The sequence below is a fragment of the Celerinatantimonas marina genome, assembly GCF_046054165.1.
In the GTDB taxonomy this organism is placed as follows: domain Bacteria; phylum Pseudomonadota; class Gammaproteobacteria; order Enterobacterales; family Celerinatantimonadaceae; genus Celerinatantimonas.
This window is the reverse complement of sequence record NZ_JBFNXK010000015.1, coordinates 24,515-49,123: the sequence shown is the minus strand read 5'-3', so window position 1 is coordinate 49,123 and position 24,609 is coordinate 24,515. Positions and strand designations below refer to the sequence as shown.

Below are 24,609 nucleotides of genomic sequence, written 5' to 3'. Positions count from 1 at the left end.
TCCTAGAAGCGCGATCTTAAGTGATTAATTTTTTGTTCTAACTGCCAAGTTGCTTTTTGGCAGCGTCCCTGACGTTGTTTTAATTCGAGAATCTGCTCTTGTAGCGCCGCACTTGCCGCTATATGTTCAGAGCGTTTTAAATCGATAATTAATTGATCGATCTGCTCGGACAACCGTTGTTCAAACTGTTTTTGTTGGGCTAATTTATCATAAAGTTCGCCCAGATCCCCATTATTAATAACTTTTTTTAACTGTTTTTGCCAAAAAATAACATGTTGCTTTTTGGTTTCGGTTGGTCTGAGTCGTTCCAGACATTTTTGCAGCATCATATATTTACCGCATAGTCGGTCTGCATAAAGTCGGAGTAAATCATGGTCGTCAGTTTTGGTTGCTAAACGTTTCAGATGTTCCAAATCGGTCAGTAACTCTTTTACATAATCGGTAAAGTGAGCACTGAGGCAACGAAATCGTTCATCATCTTTTCCCAGAAGCTGATAAGCATTGTATTCACCGTCATGATCTCGTTGTTCTGCGATGACACTGAGGCGCTTGAATTGCTCTTGCAATGTTTGAAACTGATTTAAATCCAAGCTTGCCATGCTAATTTCCCTGCAATAACGATCACAATAGTAATAAACATCGGCCGTATAAAGTGTTCGCCAAAATGAATGGCTGAATACACTCCGATAATCGCACCAATGGTAATACTGATGCCTAAGGTTAATCCTATAATCCAGTTTACATGCCCCAGATAGATAAACATGATAAGTGAAATAAAATTACTGGTGAAATTCATAGCCTTGGATAGAGCTGCACAAAACATAATTTTTAATCGATATAAAAACATCGATGACGCCATCCAGAATGCTCCAGTTCCCGGGCCCGCGAACCCGTCGTAAAAACCCAGTATTAATCCCTGGCAGAGTTGTTTAATTGAAAATGTTCGCGTTGAGAGGGAAAGGGTCGAATGCGTATGTTTATGTAGATAAGGCTGACAAATTGAATAGATAGCAATCATGAGAATGATCACCGGTAATACTTTTTCAAGCCATTGTTTATCGATGAGATGTACAGTTACACTGCCTAGAACAGCGCCAATTCCTGTCATTAGGAAACAAACCCACCATAACTTAGGGTTTAGTAAATTCTTTTTATAAAATGTAAATGCAGCGGTAAGCGAGCCGAAACTGGCCGCGAGTTTATTTGTCCCTAGTGCTAAATGGGGGGGGAGTCCAATACCGAGTAGGGCCGGAATGGTTAGTAATCCTCCACCGCCTACAATGGCATCAATAAAACCTGCGGCGACTCCGACGACAACAATGAGTGCCAGAATATGGGGTGAAAATTCAATCATCTATATATTCTATTTTATAATCGGGTAAAGAATTCAATAACTGCTGCCCATAGCGGCGCGTTAGCATTCGTTGATCAAGAATAGCGATAATACCTGAGTCTGTATCTTTTCTCATTAGACGACCACAATATTGAATTAGTTTACGACTGGCATAAGGAAGCGTTAGTTGTGTAAAACCATTTAATCCTTTTTGCTCCAATAATTCGTTATGGGTTTGAATCACCGGATCTGAGGGGACTGCAAATGGAAGTCTAGGAATGACTAAGTGAGTTAGATAGTGGCCCGGGAGGTCAATTCCTTCCCCAAATCCTGTCGTTGCAATAAGAACTGAAGGGCATTGTTTATCGATAGATTCTCGATAACTGGCAAGTAAGGCCGCCGTTGGCTGATGGCCTTGCACAAACAAAGATATGTCCTTTTGTTTTTCAAGTTGTTGACATAACTCATCGACCAGACGGTAAGAAGTACACAGTACCATCATCGCCATTGACGCAGAGCGGTTTTGAATAATATAGCGAGCGACTTGAGCGCTAAAATCCGGATCTTCCGGAGGAACGAGTTGTCGGGTGAGTCGCAAAGAGACTTGATGATAGTTAAATGGGGAGGCATTTTTTAATTGTTGTGAGCGGCTGAGTAGATTAAATAATCCAGCTTCATGAATAAAATAATCAAATTTCCCCAGAGCTGATAAAGTGGCTGAGACCAAAATAGCTGAAAACGCACGTTCCCAGAAAATAGCTTTTAATTTAGGTCCGACAAAAATAGGTGAGGCACAAAGGGAGGGCTGTTTTTCTGATCCTTCTATCCAGTAAGCATTGGATGAGCCTTCAATGGCCTGGGTGTAAAAGTATAAGGTATTTAATAGCTGTTCAACGATGTGCTGAAACTGTCCTGTTTGGGTTAGCCAAGTTTCAGCAATGGCGGCGGCTAGTTTTCCCTCATCGGCCGTTTCTTGTATCTGACCGGCGAGTTGTTCTAATGCATTATACAATTTTTGTGTTGATGGCTGATAGTTAGCTGCTAAATCGGTGATATATTTGGGAACTTGTTTAAATGCAAAACGCAGGATGCCATCAATAAAATGCTCGGATTGTTGAGCTGCGTAATCATGTAGTCGCCGAGAAAGATGGTCTAAATCAGCGATGCTATCCAGACACTGCAATCGGGTACTGATGAATCCACCGGTTGTTATTTTTTGATTAACGGTGGCAATAAAGTGCTTAAGTTCTTGAAGTTGAGCTTGCAGATATTTCAACTCGATTTTGCATAAGCTCGCATTGCGAGTGATTTCCGGTAATAGATGCGCCTCATCGATAATATAAATGCATTCTTCTGGTTCGGGGAGAATGACACCTCCACCATGATCTAAATCGGCTAACAATAGACTGTGATTGACGATAATAACCTGAGATTTTTGCATTACTTGCCGGGCTTTGGCAAAAGGGCAATGGCGATGGCGTGTTTGTTGAGGATTACAGGAAAATCCATCACTTTGAATTTGCGTCCAGATTCGATCGGGAATATCCTCCGGCCAGCTTTCTCGATCACCTTCCCATTGATTATGCTTGAGCGCCTGCCACAGGCTGGCAATTTGTAGGCTATCTTGGTGTTGATCTGGATGGAGCGTTAATCGCTTAAGTTTATGTTGGCAGCAGTATCTTTGCCGCCCTTTAGCCAAGGTGAATTTGAAGTTGCCTTCATACGCACGATGTATTTTAGGAAGTTCCTGCTTTAATAATTGTTGCTGCAGAGCAATCGTTGCGGTTGAAATAATTAATTTCTTTTTTAATCGCAACGCCAATGGAATTCCTGATAAGAGATAAGCCAGTGACTTTCCGGTTCCAGTACCAGATTCAACTAACAAAATTCGGTTGTTGTCATCAATATCACCCGCAATACATTTAGCGATACTAGCCACTAGTTCATTTTGGGATTTTCGTGGTTTAAAAGAAGGATTCTGAGACTTTAAACATTGATATCCTTTTTTTATTAGTTCTTTGTGTTGCGAAGTTAACATTATTCCGCTATAAATACTCATACTGTTTCTCAAACATCTTAATTATGTCTGATTAGTACAACTTTATAAACTGGAATATTTTGTTGTCATTCTTTGGGACATACCCAATCTCCTCGTTATATCCAATATAATGAAGTTTTCTTCTGTTTTTCTAATAGGAAGAGAGCGGTTTTTTAGATCGTACTTCTTTTTGAATCCTTTGATATTAATACAAAAAAACTTGAAAAATCGAATGGTTACAGCTTTTGTAAAAAGTTCAATTTTTTATTGCGAAATTAAAAATCCAGTGGTACGCTCAATTGCGATAGTTAATTTAACTGTCAGACTGCGAATACTAAGGATTATGTGTTTAATTACTTATAAAGGCACAGGACAATGAAAAAAACTCTTTTAGCTCTAGCTGTTCCAGCTTTGCTGGCCGCTTCTGCTGCGAATGCTGCGAATATCTATAAAACTGACTCTAAAAGTCTGGATATGTATGGTCGTGTTTACATGACTGTTGATGCTGATAATAATTCCAATACTACCATGATTGGTAAACCTCGTTTTGGTTTTAAAGGTACCAGCAAAGTAAACGATGATATGTCAGCATTCTTTAAAGCTGAATGGGAAGTTTCTGGTCAGACTGGCGGTGACACCGATCCTGATGACCATTTCCATAGCCGTTATGTTTATCTTGGTTTTGATTTTAACGAAGCCGGTAGCGTGACTTTAGGTCAGTTCTATCCAGCAAACTATACTCATTTGTTGGTATTGACCGATATTTTCAACGAGTTCGGTATGAACTCTGATAACGGTTTATATGGTGTTGATCGTGAATCAAGCCAGGTGAGCTATGCGAATACTTTCGGTCCAGTTTCTATGGAATTGAACTATCAGTTCAATGACCAAAATAATAAAGCAACTATCGGTGGTACTGATACATCAGGCGCTTATAGTGCTGGTGTAAGTGTCGATGCCGGAGCAGGTCTGAACGTACATGCTGTCTACTCTCATCAGAACTTGAATGGTGTAGATACTACAGCCTATAGTAAAGCTCAAGCAGGTAACAAAAACGATTGGGGTCTTGGTCTGGATTGGACTTGGAACGATTTGTACTTAGCTGGTTTCTATGACCAAGCTGAACAAGGTAACATCACACTGAAAACTTATGATGTTGTAGCTGCTTATACTTTAGATGCAACTCGTTTGTATACTGGTTATAGCATGCAGCACGATAGTTCTGTTGATGGTTACGCTAGCCGTGCATTCTTGGCCGGTGTTGAATATCACTTCAACCCAGCTGCATTTGGTTGGTTCGAATGGCAAAATTCCGAAGGCCAGAATACCCATAACCAAACTGCTGCATACAGCGGTGACGTTGCAGAAAACGCCTTCTCTGTTGGTATGGAATACGACTTCTAATTATTGTTGTCGTCATTTTATATGATTTGCTAGGGCTGGATTTTCCAGCCCTTTTTTGTGATGATAACGCCGATACCTTTCGTTTCAGTTAGGTTCGTCAATTTTAATATGTAACAATATGTATTAAAGAATCTTTACCGTCTTTAAGGACGGGCAATCCTTGTCTTCCGTCCTGAAAGACATTGATCTGTCAGGAGTAATGATGAGTTCAAAAATTTTAACCGGTGATCGCCCTACAGGTGCACTACATTTAGGGCATTTTGTCGGTTCGCTGCAACAGCGTATTCGTTTGCAGGAACAGTATCCGCAGACGATTTTGATTGCAGACATGCAGGCTCTCACTGATAACGGAACTCATTTAGAGAAAGTTTCAAAAAATATTATTGAGGTTTTAGCTGATTATCTCGCCGTAGGGATTGATCCTGAGAAAACGACTATTTGTCAGCAATCTGCTTTACCTGCCTTAGCTGAATTAACCATGTTTTATGCTAATTTAGTCACGGTAGCCCGTCTAGAACGTAATCCTACGGTTAAATCTGAGATTGCATCAAAAGAATTTGGTGATTCCATTCCGGCTGGTTTCTTTACCTATCCGATTAGCCAGGCAGCGGATATTACAGCTTTTCGTGCAGATTTGGTCCCTGTCGGGGATGATCAGTTACCGATGTTGGAACAGACAAATGAAATCGTACGTAAATTAAATCGTCTGGCTGGCAAAGAACTACTGGTTGAATGTAAGCCCATTTTATCTAAAGTTTCTCGTTTACCATCTGTTGATGGCAAATCTAAAATGTCTAAATCTTTAGGCAATACCATTATGTTAGGTAGTGGTGAAGATGATATTCGTAAAGCTGTGCGCGCCATGTATACCGACCCTAATCATCTCCGAGTAGCCGATCCAGGTCAGGTAGAAGGAAATGTTGTCTTTACTTATCTTGATGCGTTTCATCCTGATGAAGCATTCGTCGGTGATTTAAAAGCTCAGTATCGTGCCGGTGGTTTAGGCGATACCAAAATTAAATCGATTCTGGAAGAAGTCCTTCAGGAGTTGATCCGACCTATTCGGGAACGACGTGAAAAATTGATGGCTGATCGTCAGTATATGCTTAATATTTTGAAAGCGGGTACTGAACGCGCCCGTATTGAAACTAATGAAGTCGTGAATGCGGTAAAAGATGCTTATGGGTTACGCCTTTAATTTCTGATAGGCATCGCATATTTGTTGAAATTGTTCCTTATCGCCACCTCGATCCGGGTGATATTGAAGCGCAAGTTTTCGATATTGCCTGGTAATTTCATCTTGAGTTGCGCCTTCAGATAGTGAGAGTGTTTGAAGTGCTTTCATTGCGTATTCATGGCGGTTAAAACTTCGCCAAAATTGAGTAAGTAATTGAAGAACATCATCTTCATTCGTTTGGTTGAAGTGTTGCCAATCCAGATAATAATCGGCTAGAGGATCATGAATGTCTAACGCTTGGCTGATGGATTGATTCGGCTTTATAGGCTCTAATTTGATTGCTAAAGATGAAATAAAGAGATTAAACCCATAAGGATAAAGTAGTGCTCTAAGTTGATATAAACTATTCATTACCGCAAAGTGTCGTCTAAATAACCGAAGCTCGTTAGATGGTACATCTATTGAGTTAAAAAAAAGATGTTTATTCAGGTGTGTAATGAGGTCATATTCCCGAAGTGAAATAGTTGTATCCACCAGCATAAATAGAATATCGCTATTGAGTGGATTACTGAAATCATAGGCCATATGACTTATCAATCTTATTAGTGAATGGTGTACTTAGTGTAGCTGATTTGCGAGTCGATATCGTCCTTGATAATCAAAGATCCGTTCTTGAATATTCCAATAATGATTTTTACTTTTTCGGGCAATCACAAAATCGGGATGTCTAAATTGATGTTGGTAATTTAAAACCTGATCGATATGGGTTATTTCGATGGGTGTTTGCCATTGTCGTTTACCAAAAAGAGCTATAAATTTTTGCATGGAATCTGATTTAGAAAAATTGAATTTTTCTTTAAGCTCCATGCCATCTTCATCGTAGTAGCAGATGATTAATATATTATTTTGTTTTGAAAAAGACATACCACTACAGCGAATAATCTTGGCATCTTTTAAATTTAATGCTTTTTTTAGCAAATCATCCGGATCGATTAACCGGTATTTACAATGTTGGCAGATCCGAGCAGCAATATCATTTTCGGTCAAACATTGCGGACATTGTTTATAACGAAAACGATAATGACATTGTTGGATCTGATGCTGTATTTCGATAATTCCCTGGCAGCGTCGTCCAAAATGTTCTAGTACTTCACCTTCAGCAGATATATGTCCCCAAAAGTTGTTTTCAAAGCCACATTCAGGACATTTGATTTGAACCAGAACACTATCCGAGTCTGGCTTTGGGCTACCTATTTCGGGTTGATAGATGTCGAAACCATTTCCCGCGTAGTCGATAACTAGACATTCTTGTTTCCCTTCGGATAGACGGAGCCCTCGACCAATAATCTGTTGAAAGAGACTGACGGATTCGGTGGGGCGAAGAATGGCGATAAAATCGACATGAGGGGCATCAAATCCGGTTGTGAGTACGGATACGTTAACCAGAAATTTAATGGTTCTGTTTTTAAATTGCTGAATAATACGGGCTCTTTCTGGTGATGGTGTTTCGGCAATCACCAGACCTGCAGATTCGTTGGCAAGATACCCCATAATCTCCTGAGCATGTTCAACGGTTGCGGCAAAAATCATAATTCCCTGTCGCTGCAGTGATAAATCCACGATTTGCTGAATGATGGATTGTGTTACTCGCTGTGATGCTTGTAATAGATGATTCATCCTTTCAGGCTCAAAGATCCCGCGATTATTTTGGCAATCATCAAATTTATATTCAGCAATAGCTGCATCAATGAGACGTGGGGGTGTTAAATAATGCCGGGTAATTAACACTCTGAGCGGTAATTCATAGATACAGTGCTTAAAAGCAGCCTCTTTGACAGGGCGTACAAAACCTCGGTAATCATATTCATAACACCATCCTTGATTTAAACGATAGGGTGTCGCGGTTAAACCCAGTACTTTTAGGTGGGGATTAAATTGTTTCAGATGAGTTAGGAGACGCTGATATTGAGTATCTTTTTGGGCATTGACTCGGTGACACTCATCAATAATAACCAATGAAAAATATTGGCTAAAATCGTTCAGATTATTGGCAACGGATTGAATACTGCCAAAACAGATGGGAAAATCAGTATTTTTGCTTTTTAGTCCCGCAGCGTAGATTGAGCATGATTGCCCTAATGCCTGATATTTGCTGGCGTTTTGTTCGACGAGTTCACTCACATGGGCTAGGACCAAGACGGGGTAGTGGGCTAATCGCGCTAGTTCAGCAATCACCAGACTTTTCCCAGCTCCTGTTGGTAAAACAATAAGGGCAGATTCATCTGAATGTCTAAAATGCTGAATCACAGCATGGACAGCTTGTTGTTGATAATCTCTTAATTGAAACAAATTAAAAATTGATCCAAGAATTTGCGTATCATTCTAGCGATAACCAGCAGATAACGCTACACTCGACACTTTATGTTCCGGACATGGATTAATTATGAAAATTGAACAGAATAAAGTGGCTTCGATTCATTATACGGTATCATCTCAGGGTACTGAACTAGACAGCTCGATTGGGAAAGAACCGCTGTCATATATCGCTGGACATGGCTTTTTGGTCCCTGGTTTGGAAAATGCGTTAATGGGAAAAGCCGCTGGCGATCAGTTTGAATTAGAAGTTGTGGCTGATGAAGCCTATGGCCAGCGCGATGATAATTTAACCCAAGCGGTGCCTAAATCCATGTTTGAAGGGATCGAGGTTCAACCGGGTATGCAGTTCCGGGCTTCTACAGATGCCGGTGAACAAACAGTTATGGTTTTAGAAGTGAATGATGAAGAAGTCGTGGTTGATGGGAATCATCCTTTGGCCGGTATGGATCTGTTTTTCAGCGTGAGTGTTGAAGATGTTCGGGATGCAACCGAAGAAGAATTGGCTCATGGGCATGTTCATGGTCAAGGTGGACATCATCATCATGATGGTGAGTGCTGTGGTGGTCATGGTGGTGAATGTTGTGGCGGTGGTGGACACGATGATTGTGACCACGATGGCTGTGGTTGTGGTCACTAAGTCTTCAGCCCTGATGTGATAAGAATCCAGGCTCGGTCCTGGATTTTTTATAGTTGTTTGATCATGGCAGAGATCCGTTTTTTGAATTGTTCCCAATGAAGGACCGTGATTTTGTTAACTTAAATGGCCTGTACTTTATTTGAATAAAAACAGGGAATGACCTATCTATAATCATCAGTGATATATTTTTGAGAGATCGACGATGAAGATCGGAATTATCGGAGCTGGCGCGGTCGGTGTCAGTATTTGCAACTATATATTGGCACTGGGAAACTGTAGTGAATTAGTGTTACTGGATACGAATCAGGAGCGAGCCGAAGGTGAACTTTTAGATTTCGGACATACCAGTGCGTTAACATTTACTAAAAATACTCATTTAACAGCTGGGAGTGATTATCAGCTATTAGTGAATGCGGATATCGTTGTGATTACCGCCGGGGCACAAATAAAAGAAGGTCAGTCTCGTCTGGATTTGGCTGAAGTGAATAGTCAGATTGGTGTTGACATTGCTCGACAGGTGGAAACATTTGCACCTCATACTATTTTGATCGTGGTATCTAATCCGTGTGATTTAGTTGCGTATGCCATTATTAAGAATACTTCGTTTGAGTCTCATCAGGTGATCAGTAGTGGTTGTGTTGTGGATACCGCACGGTTGATGAAATTAATTGGTGACCGGGTGGGGATTGACCCTAAGAATATATTTGGCTACATCTTGGGTGAACATGGGAGTCATTGTTTGATGCCGTGGAATCTGGTAAGCGTTGCAGGCCAAAGTATCGATTCTTATTGCCAACAAAACCAGTTAGCGAGCATTCAACCCGATATGTTATTGAATGATGTGCGTCAGGCTGGATATGAAATTTTTCGTCGTAAACATAATACCACTCATGGTGTTGCTGCTAGTGTTTTTCGAATTATTCAGGCTATTACTGTCAATGAACGCTCGGTTTTACCGGTTGGTGTGATGGTCGATGGCTATTATGGATTACACGGGGTTGTGTTGAGTCTTCCCACGGTTGTGAGTCGCTATGGTGTTGAGAAAATCTTAGAACAACCATTAGTGGCAGATGATTTGGCAACATTACAATCCATTGCGAATAAAATGCGAATTATCATTGAATCGGTAGCAATTAAGTTAAATTTAAATTGTTAAGGATTTCTTGATAAAGTGGCTTGATGAGGCCATTTTTCATTGATGTACAGTGCCGCAATCATAATGATAGCTCCCGAGGCTAAACGTAGTATTGGTGCGTTATGATTCCAGATGATTAGATTCACGGCAATTCCTGCCGGAACCAGCAAATTGTTGGCGATAGCTAACGTTCCAATATTGACTTGGGTCGCTCCTTTGTTCCAGAGAAAATACCCTAACCCTGATGCAATCATTCCAAGATAAATGAGGATCAGCCATTGAGTTGATGTTTGGGGGCGCATGGCATGATTGCCCCAGATAGTGTAACCCACAATGGCGACTAAGGCGGCACCGATATAGAACCAACCGAAAATAGCTAGTTGAGAAATATCTTGGGTTTGTCGAGCAATGATCCGTTTATAACTCACTTGGCCAATAGCAAAACAGAGGTTGGATGCCTGAACGAGTAAGAAGCCAATGATAAATTGTTCATTAATCTGCTGGTAGCGCATGGTAACGGCTCCCGCGGTAGCCAACAGGGCACTCGTGAGAAATCGGGCATTAAAATTTCGCTCTAGCAGATCATTGATCAAAGTAATATAGACGGGCGTTAAGACGGTAAATAATAGTATTTCAGGAACCGTGATGTATAAAAACGAGCGGTAATAAAATCCATACATTAACCCAAGTTGAACCATGCCGACAAATATGAGCTGGATTGCTAGTTTAATATTTATCATTTTTAACCGAATAAATGGTGCAAAAACCAGGGCGGCGAGGAGCAAACGGATTAAGACTGAGAACCACGCATCAACTTGGCCTGCCAGATAAACGCCAATTAAACTAAATGAGAAAGCCCAGAGGATCGTAACGATAATCAGTAAAAGCATAGAATAGATCAGGATTGAGTAAAAATACGATGGGGTACAGCGTACGCTATCTCTATTCAGTGAGAAACTTATTTATGAGATTAACGCTCAAGGCTGGTTGATCTTTCAGGGTTGGATTTTGCCCAAATTAAACATATTTTGAATAAGACTCTAGGTTTGCCTTGTTAATTTGGCTACAAAAGTAATAAAATTCAATGGATTAACTATTTCTATAATATGTAATGATTCTTCATCGTAGAGGCTATTTTGCAGCATATCTATGTCGTACATGGTTATACAGCAACCCCGGATTCGCATTGGTTCCCTTGGTTGGAACAACAGTGCCAAATGCTCCCATCCGTTGTATTTCATCGAATTCAGATGCCAGCTCCCGATACGCCTAGCTTGGAGCCGTGGCTTAAGACTCTGGAAGCTACTATTCAGATAAAACCATCAACTATTTTGATTGGTCATAGTTTAGGATGCATCACATTGTTGCGGTATTTAGCTCATACTCAGCAGCGGATTAGAGGACTATTCTTAGTGGCAGGATTTTGCGAACCATTAAAACAATTTCCTGAATTGGATGAATTTGTAAATACGTTATTACCGTGTGCTCAATTGCTGCAGCAAGCTGAAACCAGAGTGATGATTTATTCAGATAATGATCCGGTGGTTCCTCCTTCTTTGAGCTTAAATTTAGCTCAGCAACTCGATATGAAAAGAGTAGAAATTCCCCACGCAGGGCATTTTGTTGCTCGTCATGGCATAACTCAATTACCTATCCTGTGGCAGTTGCTTCGGCCATTGTTACTTTAATTGATTTAGATAGTGGTGAATAAATCGGGTATCGATGCCTTGAATGCGCATGCGAAGCTCTAAGGTTTTTAATTTTTGATATGTTTGTTCTACTTCTAGGGTCTGCTGTGCTGATTGTGGCTGGCTGGTGGCTGCCTGAAGTAGATCACAAAACTGAAGGGCCAACTGACGATCTTCTAGTTCCGGAGGAAGATATCCCGCGTTTTTAAGAATACGATAAGCGATTCTAAGTGATTCCGGGACCTGCGAGTCATCATCTAGTTTTAAAGGTTTTCCATGCCCGGGAAGTGCATCGAGCTGACCTTTTTGGATCGCTTGGGTGATGGCTTTTTCAGCTAATTGATCGATTAGGGACATCGTTGTTTGTTGGTTTAGGCTCTTTATTGTTAAGTTACGTCTTTCTTTTGGGGCTTGCAAGTTATGCTAGAAAATCCTGTTTTAATTCAGCCCCGAATGGATATTCAATGAAATGAGTAAGCCTCTAACTTATTGATTCAGTAACGTGTGTGAAAATAGCCATGGATCATGGGGCAATATAATGTGATCTAAATCACAATGAACGTATTTTATAATCGATAGTATCCATGTAAAATGAAACCGGTTACAAGCATTCCAATTATTCATAGGAGTATATATGCATCATCGTTCACTGAAACATTTTCCACCCGGTTTTTTTTGGGGAGGATCCACTTCGGCTTACCAAGTTGAAGGCGCATGGAATGAGGATGGTAAAGGCCCTTCCGTAATTGATATGGGGACCCGAGTTCCGAATACGGCCGACTTTAAAGTAACCAGTGATCACTATCATCATGTTGACGAGGATGTTGCTCTGTTTGCCGAGCTGGGCCTAAAAGCTTATCGTTTTTCGATTGCCTGGACACGAATTATTCCGGATGGTGATGGAGAGATAAACGAAAAAGGGATTGCTTTTTATAATCGTTTAATTGATGCATTAATTGCCCATAATATAGAACCTATTGTCACGATGTATCACTTTGATCTCCCCCATGCTTTAGCGCTGAAGGGGGGATGGTATAACCGGGACACTATTGATGCCTTTGAGCGTTATGCACGCGTTATTTTTCAGGCATTTGGTGACAGAGTTCGTTATTGGCTGACGATCAATGAACAGAATATGATGATTTTGCATGGAGATGCACTAGGAACAACCAATAGTGTTGATACCCACAATCCCTACAAATCAATTTATCAACAAAATCATCATATGTTGGTGGCTCAGGCAAAAGCAATGATCCTGTGTCATGAATTATTACCCAATGCGAAAATAGGTCCAGCGCCAAATATTGTGTCTGTTTATCCGGCAACGAGTAAACCAGAGGATATTATTGCAGCAGATAACTTTGCGGCCATTCGAAATTGGCTTTATTTAGATATGGCTGTTTATGGACGTTACAACACAATTGCCTGGAATTTTATGCAAGAGCTGGATTGTACGCCAGTGATTGAACCGGGTGATATGACGATTCTGAAACATGCGAATCCGGATTTTGTCGCGTTTAACTATTATTCTTCAGCAACGGTTCAGGCGAGTGTTTCTGGTGAAGATGCACGTAACTCCACCGGAGATCAACAGATTGTGGTGGGTGAATCAGGAGTGTACCGGGGAACATCAAATCCTAATCTTGAAAAAAATGAGTTTGGTTGGGAAATTGATCCGGTTGGTTTTCGCAGTACTTTGCGTCAAATCTATGATCGCTATCAGTTGCCATTAATTGTCACCGAAAATGGCCTTGGGGCATTTGATAAATTAGAAGCTGACGATACCGTGCAGGATCCTTATCGAATTGCATATTTGAAAGCCCATATCGAGCAGATGCAGTTAGCTATTACTGATGGAGTGGAAGTTTTTGGATATTGCCCTTGGTCAGCCATTGATCTGGTGAGTACTCATCAGGGATGTGCTAAACGATATGGTTTCATTTACGTGAATCGTGATGAATCGGATTTAAAAGATCTTCGGCGTATTCGTAAGCAAAGCTTTTTCTGGTATCAAAATTTGATTCGTACCAACGGTGCGGATTTGGTTGAATCAGGCGATTAAGTGTCCTCAATGTGTAGCAATAAATTTAAAGAGTGAACCCTGTGGTTCACTCTTTTTTTATCTAAATGAATAGATGGGATCCTGAGCATAACTTTGAGGGATTAAGCATTATAGATTTTAGCCTGCACCATTTTCCGGTATTCACTAGGTGTAAAATGGCAGATTTGTTTAAAACGAGTCGCAAAATGATAGCTATCTTTATATCCCACCTGTTCCGCAACATCCTGAATGGACATGCTGAAATCTCGTAACAGCTGCTGTGCGGCATTAATCCGTATTTGCTGTAGATATTGATGCGGCGTTTGGCCAACCTGCTCTTTAAATTTTCGATTAAAGGTTCTTAAGGGGAGAGAGCACTGATCCGCAATGATTTGTGCCGTAATGGCATCGGATAAATGCCGTTTCATCCAATCTTGTGCTAGAGCAATCGACTCATCAAACTGGAGTTGTCCTCCAATTTCATAAAAAGGTTGAGACGATGTTTTAGAAACCTCGTGCCCATATTGAGTTTCAATAATACTTGCAATGCGTTGACCAAAGAATTCAGTAATTAGATAGAGGATCATCTCCGCTTGAGAGTTAATACTCCGGGTACAGTATATGCCATCTGCAGATGTGATGGAGGCTTTGCGGTTGAGTTTTACTCGAGGATAGCGCTCAGCAAATTTCTCATAATAGTACCAGTGAGTTGTGGCTACCTGACCATCTAATAATCCGGCTTCAGCTAACCAGATGGCCCCGGTACCCGTCGCAATAATCTGACAACCGTTGCGATAATGTTCAAGGATCCATGGTATGAGCATGGGGGTCTTGTTTAAGGTGGCGATAGGATTTCCCCACATGGGAGGCAGTATAATGACCTGAGTGGAGGAATGATCTTCAAAAGTGGTATTGGGTTGGAGAACGAGTCCGCCAGTCAGTCTTTGGGGTTGCAGTGATACAGCGACGAGCTGGATGGTTAGTGGATCTGATTTTTGTAGCGAACGTTCCCGTAAGCTAGCCGCACTTGAAAGCATTTCTGTTGCTAATGAGATCCCGGTGACTAGTGCGCGAGGGTAAATGGCGAATGAAACATTCATAAAAAATCCATATTGGCCTATTTTTAATATATTTTGGCATAAATACCAGATTACAGACTATCATAAATTGGTAATCATAGTGTCATAACAGATTGGTTTAGGTAGTAGAATGACAAAGTTACCGGTTATCGTTGGATTTGGTGGAGTGAATGCGGCAGGTCGTAGTTCGGGATTCCACAGTTATAAACGGATGATTGCAGATGTTTTAAGTGAACATGAGATGCAATCCACTTGGCAGGATCTCGCCCATCGAATGGGGCTTGAAGCCGAGTCTATTGATGCTGAGGTTATCGAGTCTATCCGTCAAGGAACTTTAGTTCGTCGGATCGATAGTTTTGACCCTGATCATTTGCTATATCAATCTCAAGCCTCATTAAGTTCTGAAAATGATCGGATCAGTTTTACCTTGCGTAAGAGTAAATTACCTAATCAGATCCCGGATAATTGGCATCTTGAAGAGAAGGGTAGCAAGGTTATTGTGACGGTTCATGGTGCTCTGGATGCGTTATTACCTCAGTCGGTTTCCTTCCCGGTTAGCAGTGGTGCCAATATTCCACATGGATTTGATCCCGGTAAACTCTACAACGCTCGCTTTCACCCCCGGGGATTGAAACTGAGTGTTTATGGGGCTTCCGATATGATGAATTCGTTAGGTCTGGAATGGAGTCATGTCTTAAGTGCCATTACACCCGATCAAGTGAGTGTTTATGCCGGGAGTTCAATGGGGCAGATAGATGAATCCTCCATGGCCGGGATGATGGCGGCGCCGCTGACTAGTGGTCGGGTGAGTTCAAAAATGATGGCTATGTCATTTGCTCAAATGCCTGCTGATTTTATTAATAGCTATGTATTAAGCTCTATTGGTAATACCGGGACCAATATGGGGGCTTGCGCAACGTTTCTATATAACTTGCGGCAAGGAATTAATGATATCCAACAGGGCCTGGCACGGGTTGTGATTGTGGGTAATGCTGAGGCTCCAATTGTCGCGGAGTTGATGGAAGGTTACCGGGTCATGGGCGCTTTAGCCGAAGATCATAAGCTGTGTAATCTTGACGGTACGGATCAACCGGATAACCGTCGGGCATGTCGACCCTTTTCGGATAATGCCGGTTTCATTATGGGAGAATCTGCACAGTTTGTTATTTTAATGGATGATCAATTAGCATTACAGCTAGGCGCTAATATCTATGGCTCAGTTGCTGATGTCTTTGTAAATGCCGATGCTAATAAAAAATCTATTTCTGCGCCGGGTGTCGGAAATTATGTGACCATGGCAAAAGCGACCGCATTAGCAAAAGCTATTTTAGGTGATGAGGCGTTGCAATCTACCTATGTCCATGCGCACGGAACCGGAACCCCGCAAAACCGTGTAACAGAAAGTCATATATTGAATGAAGTCGCCAAAACTTTTGGAATTAAAAGTTGGCCTGTTACAGCGATTAAATCTTATGTTGGCCACTCAATGGGAGTTGCAGCAGGTGATCAATTGATAGCGGCATTAGGCGTCTGGAAATATGGATATATTCCGGGTATTAAAACTATCGATCATATTGCGGATGATGTTCATTGTTCTAATCTGAATATTCTGACCGATCATCATTTTGTCGGGCCTCAGGGTGAAAAATGTCAGGGGGTTATTTTAAATGCCAAAGGATTTGGTGGAAATAATGCCTCTGGATTGGTTTTGTCTCCTCAAAAAACGCTGGCAATGCTCTCTAAGCGTTATGGTAAACAGGCGATAGATGAGTATGTTGCACGTAATGAGACCGTTGCGCAGCGGGTAATCGCTGCTGATGATAAGGCGACCCAAGGTGATGAGACGATGCTTTATTCATTTGGCGAAGCGGTGATGGATGAAAAGGATGTTTCTATTGAGCCGACACAGCTAAAATTAAGCGGTTTTGAACATGCGATTCCATTGCCGCAAGAAAATCCGTTTAAAGATTATATTTAAAGTTTTAAATCAAAATGCCAGCAAATATCGCTGGCATTTTTGATGATGCGATGCATTGGCAATGGTCCAAACCATGATGGCTTAGGGCTTAGCTTGAAGTTCCAATACGGTATAATCGCTAAACAATGGGACTTCAAGATGGCTCGCAATCACTAAAATTGGTGCGGTATAGTGTGTTGCGAGTGCTGTACTTACGGTGCTAATGGATTGTTGATCCAGGCCCTCAAAGGGTTCATCCAGCAATAATACATCTGTATCCTGAAGTAAAACTCGAGCTAAACCCAGTCGTCTGGCCTGACCTCCGGAGATATTATTCCCTTGTGCTCCTAGCAATGTATCTAGTTGTTGAGGAAGATGTTGTACCCAATTCCAAAGACCTACCGCTGTTAGAACATCTTGTAATTGCTGCTCTGAAGCTTGTTCATTCGCCAACCGTAGGTTAGCGGCAATAGTTTGATTAAAAATATATGGGCGTTGGGGAAGATAGCCAATTTTAGATTGATAATGCAATCGTTGTTCAAGTGAGAGGGGCTCTCCATTGTAGTGGATATGTCCCTGCTGTGGCTGTAATTGATTGGCCAATGTATCGAGGAGTGTACTTTTCCCAATGCCACTGGGTCCTTTGAGCCAAACTGGCTTCGCGCTTTCAAAGACAACCGTGAGATCGGTAATCCCATTTACGGCACCTGTTTTGCGAACATCTATCTGATCTAGCGTGATCGATTGAATGGGCGCAAGTTCACGGTTGGGTTCGGGGGTTTCGATGGGATGCTTGGGACGCATTTGATTTAAACGTTTCACGCCAACCTGTGCTTGAGCTGTGCCGATAAAACTCATAGCTAACGGGCTCAATACTTCGTTTAAGCCCAATAGAGCAAATAATAATCCGGCAAATACGGAGCCGTTGACTGTTCCCGCCTCTAATTGAGGTGCAGCCAAGATACAACTACTGGCAATAGTCATGGCTGTAATGGCCAACATCATGTGACGAGTGGCCGCTGCGATGACCTGCATTCGATATTCAATGCTAAATTGCCGCTTATCAAAATGAAACAATCGCTGTGCGTAGTTTTGCCAACGCCCCCGAATAGATAGCGTAATAAGTGCGCCAAATAAATTAATGAAACGCGAACGCCGGTAGATCCCAATTAGTTGCAACTGCCAAATCAGTTTTTTCCCTAATCGATAACTTAGCCAGGGAAGGACGACACAATTGACGATTAATCCAGATGCCATGGGCAATAAGGCGACCGGAACAAATATTTGGATCACAATGAGATAAACAATACAGGCAACCCAGGCATAGATTCGGGGCATCCAAACTTGAAGCGGCCATCGATTTAAGAGATCAACATCACTAACGATTCGTTGCAGGAGATCCCCAATTTTTAAGGATTGGGGAAGGGCGTGACGAGATAGCTGATTCCAAACCCAGAGCCGTAATTCTTTGAGCAAACTGAGAAGATGATGATGTGCAGTCAGCTGTTCAAAATAACGTCCACTGGTTCTTAAAATAGCCATCAGCCGGATAATAGCTCCGGGGGTAAAATAGTTAAAACTAAGGATAGCGCCTGCGACTCCAGCTAAGCCTGCCGCAGTGATAAACCAGCCTGATACAGCCAATAAAAAGACTGCCGACAGGCTCGCGATGAGTCCAAGCAATAAAGCAAGCCATAACATGCCGCTTTCGGTATGCGTTAAAGTGCGAATGGTTAGTTTATGATTATACTTCATGCACTGATCTCTTGTTCCGTTACCATGTTTGCTCGGTGAAGTTGTCCCAGTTGCATTTGCAATGAACGGTCACACCAACTGATTGGATGAGTATCATGGCTGATAAGCAAGGTCGTTTTCCCTCGAGTTACTTTCTCTAATGTGGCATAAATTGCCGCAGTCGTTTCCGGATCAAGGTGTGCACAGGGTTCATCTAATAGCCAGACCGGGGCATCGGTGAGAATGGCCCGAGCAATTGAGAGACGCTGCAATTGTCCACCGGATAAGCCGCTACCTAATTCAGAAATAGGTGTATCCAGACCCAATGGCAAAGCCTGAACGAAGGCTTTGGCTTCAGCTTGAACTAGTGCGTGGGCAACCTGAATATCGGTGACGGATCCCAAACCAAGGATTAGATTTTGAGCTAGTGTTCCACTGACCCATTCAGGCGTTTGAGGTAGCCAGGCTAACTGTTTACGCCAATGATCTAAATTAACGTGACGCAGTGAGACCGAGCCAATGAACAGTTCCCCCTGATAATCTTGAGTAAAACCGAGGAGTAAATTCAATAAACTTGATTTACCAGCCCCTGATTCGCCGCTGAGCCACACGCGTTCTCCGGGTTGAATAGTCAGATTGATGCCTTGTAATAAATAGCGCTGATCAATTTGCCAGTCGATTTCTTTAAAACAAATAGGTTGTGTTGCTGCGTCGACAGTCTGTTCCGTCTGTGCATTGGGTTCGACGAGTTCAACCGATAGTATATTCAAAATACTATCTGCCGCAGCGATTGCTTTTTGTTTGGCATGATAATCAGCGCCCAGTTGCCGCAATGGGAGATAGAACTCTGGAGCGAGCAGTAACATAAACAGTGCATCATGTAGATTTAAAAAGATTTCACCTTTATATCCGGGGACCTGTTGGATGAGACCCAAACCCAGTATCAGCGCTACAATAGCAATGGATACAGAAGCAAATAATTCGAGCGTAGCGGTCGATAAAAAAGCGAGCCGCAATACCTTCATCGTCGTGGATTGATAGGCTTCTGCACTATAGCGAAGTCGTTGTTCCGCTGATTTTTCACGGCTTAAGAGACGTAACTGAAATAATCCCCGCGTTAAATCCACAAATTGATTCGATAGAACCGCGAGTACGGCAAATTGGCGACGATTGGCATCCGCTGCTTTTTGGCCGACCAAGATCATAAAGTAGATGACCATGGGGGCTGTGAGAATAAAGACAGCAAACGCAAACCAAGAGACACAGGCGGCAGTGATTAAAATTGCCAATGGAATAAATACACAGAGCATGGCCTGGATTTGATATCGGCTGAAATAATCATCTAGAGCATCAACTTGCTCATAAACAGTTGTTGAAAGTCCGCCATCCATATCGATGACTTGTCTGGCCGGGCCAAGCTTCGCTAAATGCTCGATTAACCGGGCCCTCAAAGAGGAACGAATTTCAGTACTAGCTTTCGCACAGCATCGATCTTTCATATAACCGGCTGCGGCCCGGATGAGTAATGTCGCTGTGAGCCAATAAACGAGATTTAATGAAAATTGATGGGCCAGAATAAGCTGGCTAATGAGAGTTGCCAATAATGCTGCTTGAGCAATAATCGAAAGCGTGATTATCGCCCCTGCAATAAGAGCAGCAACGAACTGTTGCCGTTGCTGCGCTTGCAGGTTTTTGAGCAGGTTACTGGACTTATTGGTTTGATCCTTGGTCTTGCTCAACCTCTTCACCTTCATAACCTTGGAATTCTAGCCATGTTGCATTGATAACGCCAAAAGCACATGCTAGAAGTACACCTAAAACCCAAGCAAAATACCACATAACTGTACTCCCTTAGTAGAGTGAATGACTGTTATCTTCAATGTGTTTCGAACTTAACCGTCCCCGCATAACCCAGTAATTCCACAGGGTGTAGAGCAGTACGATAGGCACCATGACACAAGCCACAAAAAACATAATCAGTAGCGTATGTTGACTTGAAGTTGCATCCCAAACAGTCAAGCTCATGGCTGGATTTGTGCTTGAAGGCATAAGGAATGGGAACATCGAACCACCCGCTGTGAAAATAATACCGGCAATCCCTAATGAGGAGAACAGGAAAGCTAGTCCGCCTTTTTGTTTTAGTGAGGCAAGAGCCGCGATTAACATCCCACCGATCCCCAGTACTGGCGCCACAATCAGAATTGGATATTTGCTATAGTTAACTAGCCATGCCCCTGGAGTTACAGTGGCCTGCTTCATCAGCGGTGTGAGATCTTGATTCGCATTAACGGCACTGGTTAAGGTATATCCATCAATGCCATAAGCCAGCCAAACACCAGCCAGTGCAAACAGTATTGCACTTAAAATCCCAGTAATCACTGTACATTTACGGGCCCGGATCAATAAGTCTGAATCCGTTTTCATCTGTAACCAAGCTGCGCCTTGAGTCACAACCATCATGACACTGACTAGTCCAGCCAAAATCCCGAAAGGATTTAGCAGGGCAAAGAATGAGCCGGTATAGAACGAGCGCATATATTCGTCAAAATGGAATGGTACACCTTGAAGTAGGTTCCCGAATGCAACACCAAAAATTAAAGGTGGCACAAATGAACCGAATGTAATACCCCAATCCCATGCATTGCGCCATTTGCTGTTTTCTAGTTTGGAACGGTAGTCAAAACCGACCGGACGAAACCATAATGCAGCCAACGCTAATACGATGGCGAGATAGAAGCCAGAGAATGATGTCGCATACACGATAGGCCATGCTGCGAAAATAGCACCACCGGCAGTCACAAGCCATACTTGGTTGCCATCCCAATGGGGGGCAATACTGTTGATCATAACTCGACGTTCGGTATCCGATTTACCTAAAACTCGCAGTAACGTACCGACACCCATATCGAAACCATCTGTGATTGTGAAACCGACAAGCAGCACACCGATTAAAATCCACCAGATGAATTTAAGAACTTGATAATCCATCAGTTAAATCTCCTTATTAGCTGTTGCTGATTTAACTTCTTGCTCTAAGGCATAACGACCTGTATGCAGACTTGAGGGTCCTTGTTTGGCAAAACGGATCATCAGGTATGCCTCAGCGACTAAGAAGATAGTGTAAAGAGCAATCATACCAATTAGTGTTGTCAGAATATCCGCTTCAGATAAGCTGGAAGCTGCAAGACTAGTCGGAAGAATTTCACCAATCGCCCAAGGTTGACGACCAAATTCGGCGACAAACCAGCCAGCTTCACATGCGAGCCAAGGAAGTGGAAGTCCGAACATACAGATTTTCAGAAACAGGCGGTTCTGACCAATTTTACGTCGAGCATTTTGATAAAAAGAAGCCAAGAAAATCAGCAACATCAACCCACCACAAGCGACCATAATTCGGAATGCCCAGAATAAAGGAGCCACTTGAGGAATACTATTTTGAACCGCTCTATCGATAGCCTCTGGCGTTACATGATACATATCTTCAGAGAAAGGTTTCACCAGTAGGCCATAACCCAGATCGTTTTTGACTTTATCAAAGTTAGCTTTTTCTTCATCAGTGGCAGTCCCGGCTTTTAATTTAGCTAAAAGCTGGTAAGCATAAATACCATTGATAATCCGCTGACGATGATATTTCATTAGATCCCGTAGACCACTCACTTGTTCATCGATTGAACGAGTTGCAATCAGGCCTAATACACCCGGAATTTTAATAGAGTATTGGGTTTCATGAAGTTCCTGATTTGGAAAACCAATGAGAGTCCATGCTGCCGGAGCGGGAGATGTTTCCCATTCGCCTTCAATAGCCGCTAGTTTAGTTTTTTGTACGTCACCCATTTCATACCCGGATTCGTCACCCAGCACGATGACACTTAGGCTTGCAGCCAGACCAAAGGCAGCCGCGATGGCAAATGATCGGCGAGCAAAAGCTAAATCCCGGTGTTTTAACAGGTAATAGGCTGAAATAGCCAGAATGAACATCGCGCCGGTACAATAACCGGCAGAAACGGTGTGAACAAATTTAACTTGCGCGACAGGATTAAGGAACAGATCGGTGAAACTGGTCAATTCCATTCGCATGGTTTGGTAGTTAAATTCAGCACCTACTGGGTTTTGCATCCAGCCGTTTGCGATAAGGATCCACAGTGCAGAAAGGTTTGAACCCAGAGCGACGAGCCAAGTGACAACCAAATGTTTCACTTTGCTCATTCGTTCCCAACCGAAGAAGAATAAGCCGACGAGTGTCGATTCTAGGAAGAATGCCATTAAACCTTCGATAGCGAGAGGGGCACCGAAGATATCGCCAACGTAGTGAGAATAATACGACCAGTTAGTACCAAACTGAAATTCCATGGTTAACCCGGTAGAAACCCCTAATGCGAAGTTAATCCCGAAAAGTTTTCCCCAGAATTTCGTCATATCGCGGTATATCTGACGACCTGTGATTACATATGTGGTTTCCATGATCGCCAACAAAAAGGTTAACCCCAATGTCAACGGCACGAACAGGAAGTGATATAGCGCGGTGAGGGCGAACTGCCATCGAGAAAGCTCGATCACCGTTTCGTTAATCATTATCTGCTCCTTAATAACGAATTATAATTGTAAAAGTAGTTCTAAATATGGGCCTTAATGAGCAGTTGGCCTCATTGGTCGCCACTCATTGATTGTTTTTGAGAAGTATTAACTTCCTTAACGTAACCTTCCCAACTTCACGTTAATATTATGCCATTACTTGATGTAGATTAAGAGTCTAAAGACGCATTTTACAGTAATTATTTGATTATGTTATCTGGTTAACTATAGTTGTTTTAATTGAGTTATTTCATTGGTCTAAAATGTTACTTTTTTGTATCTATATTTTACTTTATAGACCAATATCAGGAACATTTTCAAATCGATATTTAACGAAATTATATTGATTTAGATCAAGTTCATTAATCTGTTCATTAAAAAATATCAATAATTACTTTTTTATATATTCAGTGTCTTTTCGATATACATTTTAATAGCGAAGTTTTTATTTAATTTATTTTTCAAAAATTTAACATTTTGTTTTCATTTTTGAACTATTTATACTGGCCGATAATATGTATATAGCGACCTAATTCAATATAAGCAGGGTGATCGGCATACTTCAGTTCCATTTCGATGAGTTGATTATCATCAAATTGCTCCCGGGCTCCGGCTTTTAAGTAATCATTAATCACTCTGACACCGCTGGTATGTAAGACGTTTAACTGCCAATGTTGAAACCATTGTTGTATCTCTTTAAGTAAATATGAGTGGCTTGGTGTGAGTCGAACGGTCTTTTTAGCCTTGAGGCCATTGCGGATATAGCTGAAATTTCCACAAACTAACGCATGAAATCGTTGGGCTTCTTGATTATAGAACATGAGTGATAATCGGCCATTCTGTCGTAAAAAGCTTTTAAGATGGGTAAGCGTGTCAAATCCGTCCTCTAGCCATTCCAAAACCGCATGACATAAAATTAGATCAAATTGACCGAGTGCTTTGGGGAGATCCTGAATAGCACAATGCAGTAATTGGATGGGAAGGGGAGAGGGATGATGATCAATAGCATGTTGAGCCTGATCCAATAAAGTTTTGGATACATCACACAAAACGACTTCATGTCCCTGAGCTGCCAACTGTTGACTAATAAAACCGAATCCACCACCAGCATCCAGTATGCGAAGCCGTTGGGTGGTGATGGGGGTATATTGACGCAGATCATTCATCAGGACTGCGGCTCTGATTTTCCCTTTGATTGTTCCATAAATATTACGATTGAATTTATGGCTTAGTTGGTCGAAATTCTGGTCAGTCATAATGAATAAAATCAAAACTATATGCTTGGATAAATGAAGGTGCAAGAGCTTTAAGAATAGTCGGTTTTTTATGGTGGTATTTTGTTCAGATTGGATTGCGGTGGAATGAGTTGTTCTGGGGGAATGCCATACAAAAATTAAACGAATATCATCGGCTTAAAATAGGTAATGAACCTATAAGC

The 24,609-nt window shown here is 41.9% G+C and carries 21 protein-coding genes; 7 read left to right on the top strand and 14 right to left on the bottom strand.

The window, feature by feature from the left end; genetic code table 11:
- Window positions 1-2: 2 nt before the first annotated feature.
- From priC to dinG, 3 genes are read right to left on the bottom strand one after another with little or no spacing between them, the layout of a single operon-like run.
- The gene (gene priC / locus ABUE20_RS15165; RefSeq protein ID WP_408620794.1) at window positions 3-599 is read right to left on the bottom strand and encodes a primosomal replication protein PriC; all 597 of its coding nucleotides are present in this window, start codon (window positions 597-599) and stop codon (window positions 3-5) included.
- Complete coding sequence (locus ABUE20_RS15160) at window positions 581-1,354, bottom strand: TSUP family transporter (protein ID WP_408620793.1); 774 nt, start codon at window positions 1,352-1,354, stop codon at window positions 581-583. Before ABUE20_RS15160 ends, priC begins: the two co-directional genes overlap by 19 nt.
- On the bottom strand, window positions 1,347-3,371 hold the full coding sequence (dinG, locus tag ABUE20_RS15155; RefSeq protein WP_408620844.1) for an ATP-dependent DNA helicase DinG: 2,025 nt from the start codon (window positions 3,369-3,371) through the stop codon (window positions 1,347-1,349). The genes ABUE20_RS15160 and dinG overlap by 8 nt, the downstream gene beginning before the upstream one ends.
- Before the next feature lie 375 nt (window positions 3,372-3,746).
- Here dinG and ABUE20_RS15150 point away from each other — a divergent pair, with 375 nt between their 5' ends.
- Window positions 3,747-4,775: a porin gene (locus ABUE20_RS15150; protein WP_408620792.1), complete on the top strand. Its 1,029-nt coding sequence runs from the start codon at window positions 3,747-3,749 to the stop codon at window positions 4,773-4,775.
- Between the two features lie 202 nt (window positions 4,776-4,977).
- Window positions 4,978-5,973 carry a tryptophan--tRNA ligase gene (gene trpS, locus ABUE20_RS15145; protein WP_408620791.1) on the top strand — a complete coding sequence of 332 codons (996 nt, stop codon included), beginning with the start codon at window positions 4,978-4,980 and terminating at the stop codon, window positions 5,971-5,973.
- Here the strand turns inward: trpS and ABUE20_RS15140 are convergent.
- A complete protein-coding gene (locus tag ABUE20_RS15140) occupies window positions 5,962-6,537 on the bottom strand; it encodes a DNA-J related domain-containing protein (protein ID WP_408620790.1) in 576 nt (191 codons plus the stop codon). The genes trpS and ABUE20_RS15140 overlap by 12 nt on opposite strands.
- Window positions 6,538-6,570: 33 nt before the next feature.
- On the bottom strand, window positions 6,571-8,301 hold the full coding sequence (gene radD / locus ABUE20_RS15135) for a DNA repair helicase RadD (protein WP_408620789.1): 1,731 nt from the start codon (window positions 8,299-8,301) through the stop codon (window positions 6,571-6,573).
- 94 nt (window positions 8,302-8,395) lie between these two features.
- On the opposite strand from radD, the gene ABUE20_RS15130 reads away from it, so the two are divergent.
- Entirely contained in the window at window positions 8,396-8,965 is a 570-nt protein-coding gene (locus ABUE20_RS15130; RefSeq protein WP_408620788.1) for an FKBP-type peptidyl-prolyl cis-trans isomerase, read from the top strand.
- A 202-nt stretch (window positions 8,966-9,167) separates the two neighbouring features.
- Window positions 9,168-10,121 (top strand): lactate/malate family dehydrogenase, encoded by a 954-nt coding sequence (locus ABUE20_RS15125; RefSeq protein WP_408620787.1) that lies wholly within the window; start codon window positions 9,168-9,170, stop codon window positions 10,119-10,121.
- Here the strand turns inward: ABUE20_RS15125 and ABUE20_RS15120 are convergent.
- Window positions 10,118-10,990, bottom strand: coding sequence for an EamA family transporter (locus ABUE20_RS15120; protein ID WP_408620786.1), 873 nt, complete (start codon window positions 10,988-10,990; stop codon window positions 10,118-10,120). The genes ABUE20_RS15125 and ABUE20_RS15120 overlap by 4 nt on opposite strands.
- Before the next feature lie 246 nt (window positions 10,991-11,236).
- On the opposite strand from ABUE20_RS15120, the gene ABUE20_RS15115 reads away from it, so the two are divergent.
- Window positions 11,237-11,788, top strand: a complete 552-nt coding sequence (locus tag ABUE20_RS15115) for an RBBP9/YdeN family alpha/beta hydrolase (protein WP_408620785.1) — start codon at window positions 11,237-11,239, stop codon at window positions 11,786-11,788.
- Here ABUE20_RS15115 and ABUE20_RS15110 read toward each other — a convergent pair.
- Window positions 11,780-12,145, bottom strand: coding sequence for a DnaJ family domain-containing protein (locus tag ABUE20_RS15110; protein ID WP_408620784.1), 366 nt, complete (start codon window positions 12,143-12,145; stop codon window positions 11,780-11,782). The two genes, ABUE20_RS15115 and ABUE20_RS15110, sit on opposite strands and share 9 nt — an antisense overlap.
- Before the next feature lie 277 nt (window positions 12,146-12,422).
- Between ABUE20_RS15110 and ABUE20_RS15105 the strand changes: the two genes are divergently transcribed.
- Window positions 12,423-13,850 (top strand): glycoside hydrolase family 1 protein, encoded by a 1,428-nt coding sequence (locus tag ABUE20_RS15105; RefSeq protein ID WP_408620783.1) that lies wholly within the window; start codon window positions 12,423-12,425, stop codon window positions 13,848-13,850.
- A gap of 101 nt (window positions 13,851-13,951) precedes the next feature.
- Here ABUE20_RS15105 and ABUE20_RS15100 read toward each other — a convergent pair whose 3' ends face one another.
- A complete protein-coding gene (locus ABUE20_RS15100; protein ID WP_408620782.1) occupies window positions 13,952-14,929 on the bottom strand; it encodes a GlxA family transcriptional regulator in 978 nt (325 codons plus the stop codon).
- Between the two features lie 109 nt (window positions 14,930-15,038).
- Between ABUE20_RS15100 and ABUE20_RS15095 the strand changes: the two genes are divergently transcribed.
- Window positions 15,039-16,886, top strand: a complete 1,848-nt coding sequence (locus ABUE20_RS15095; RefSeq protein WP_408620781.1) for a beta-ketoacyl synthase — start codon at window positions 15,039-15,041, stop codon at window positions 16,884-16,886.
- Window positions 16,887-16,967: 81 nt separating this feature from the next.
- Here ABUE20_RS15095 and ABUE20_RS15090 read toward each other — a convergent pair whose 3' ends face one another.
- From ABUE20_RS15090 to ABUE20_RS15065, 6 genes are all read right to left on the bottom strand, one after another.
- Window positions 16,968-18,620 (bottom strand): amino acid ABC transporter ATP-binding/permease protein, encoded by a 1,653-nt coding sequence (locus tag ABUE20_RS15090; protein WP_408620780.1) that lies wholly within the window; start codon window positions 18,618-18,620, stop codon window positions 16,968-16,970.
- On the bottom strand, window positions 18,617-20,347 hold the full coding sequence (cydD, locus tag ABUE20_RS15085) for a thiol reductant ABC exporter subunit CydD (RefSeq protein ID WP_408620779.1): 1,731 nt from the start codon (window positions 20,345-20,347) through the stop codon (window positions 18,617-18,619). The genes ABUE20_RS15090 and cydD overlap by 4 nt, the downstream gene beginning before the upstream one ends.
- Complete coding sequence (gene cydX / locus ABUE20_RS15080; protein ID WP_408620778.1) at window positions 20,310-20,438, bottom strand: cytochrome bd-I oxidase subunit CydX; 129 nt, start codon at window positions 20,436-20,438, stop codon at window positions 20,310-20,312. Before cydX ends, cydD begins: the two co-directional genes overlap by 38 nt.
- A 12-nt stretch (window positions 20,439-20,450) precedes the next feature.
- Window positions 20,451-21,590, bottom strand: a complete 1,140-nt coding sequence (gene cydB, locus ABUE20_RS15075; protein ID WP_408620843.1) for a cytochrome d ubiquinol oxidase subunit II — start codon at window positions 21,588-21,590, stop codon at window positions 20,451-20,453.
- The gene (locus ABUE20_RS15070; RefSeq protein ID WP_408620777.1) at window positions 21,591-23,171 is read right to left on the bottom strand and encodes a cytochrome ubiquinol oxidase subunit I; all 1,581 of its coding nucleotides are present in this window, start codon (window positions 23,169-23,171) and stop codon (window positions 21,591-21,593) included.
- A gap of 494 nt (window positions 23,172-23,665) precedes the next feature.
- Window positions 23,666-24,427, bottom strand: coding sequence for a methyltransferase domain-containing protein (locus ABUE20_RS15065; RefSeq protein ID WP_408620776.1), 762 nt, complete (start codon window positions 24,425-24,427; stop codon window positions 23,666-23,668).
- Window positions 24,428-24,609: the final 182 nt, after the last annotated feature.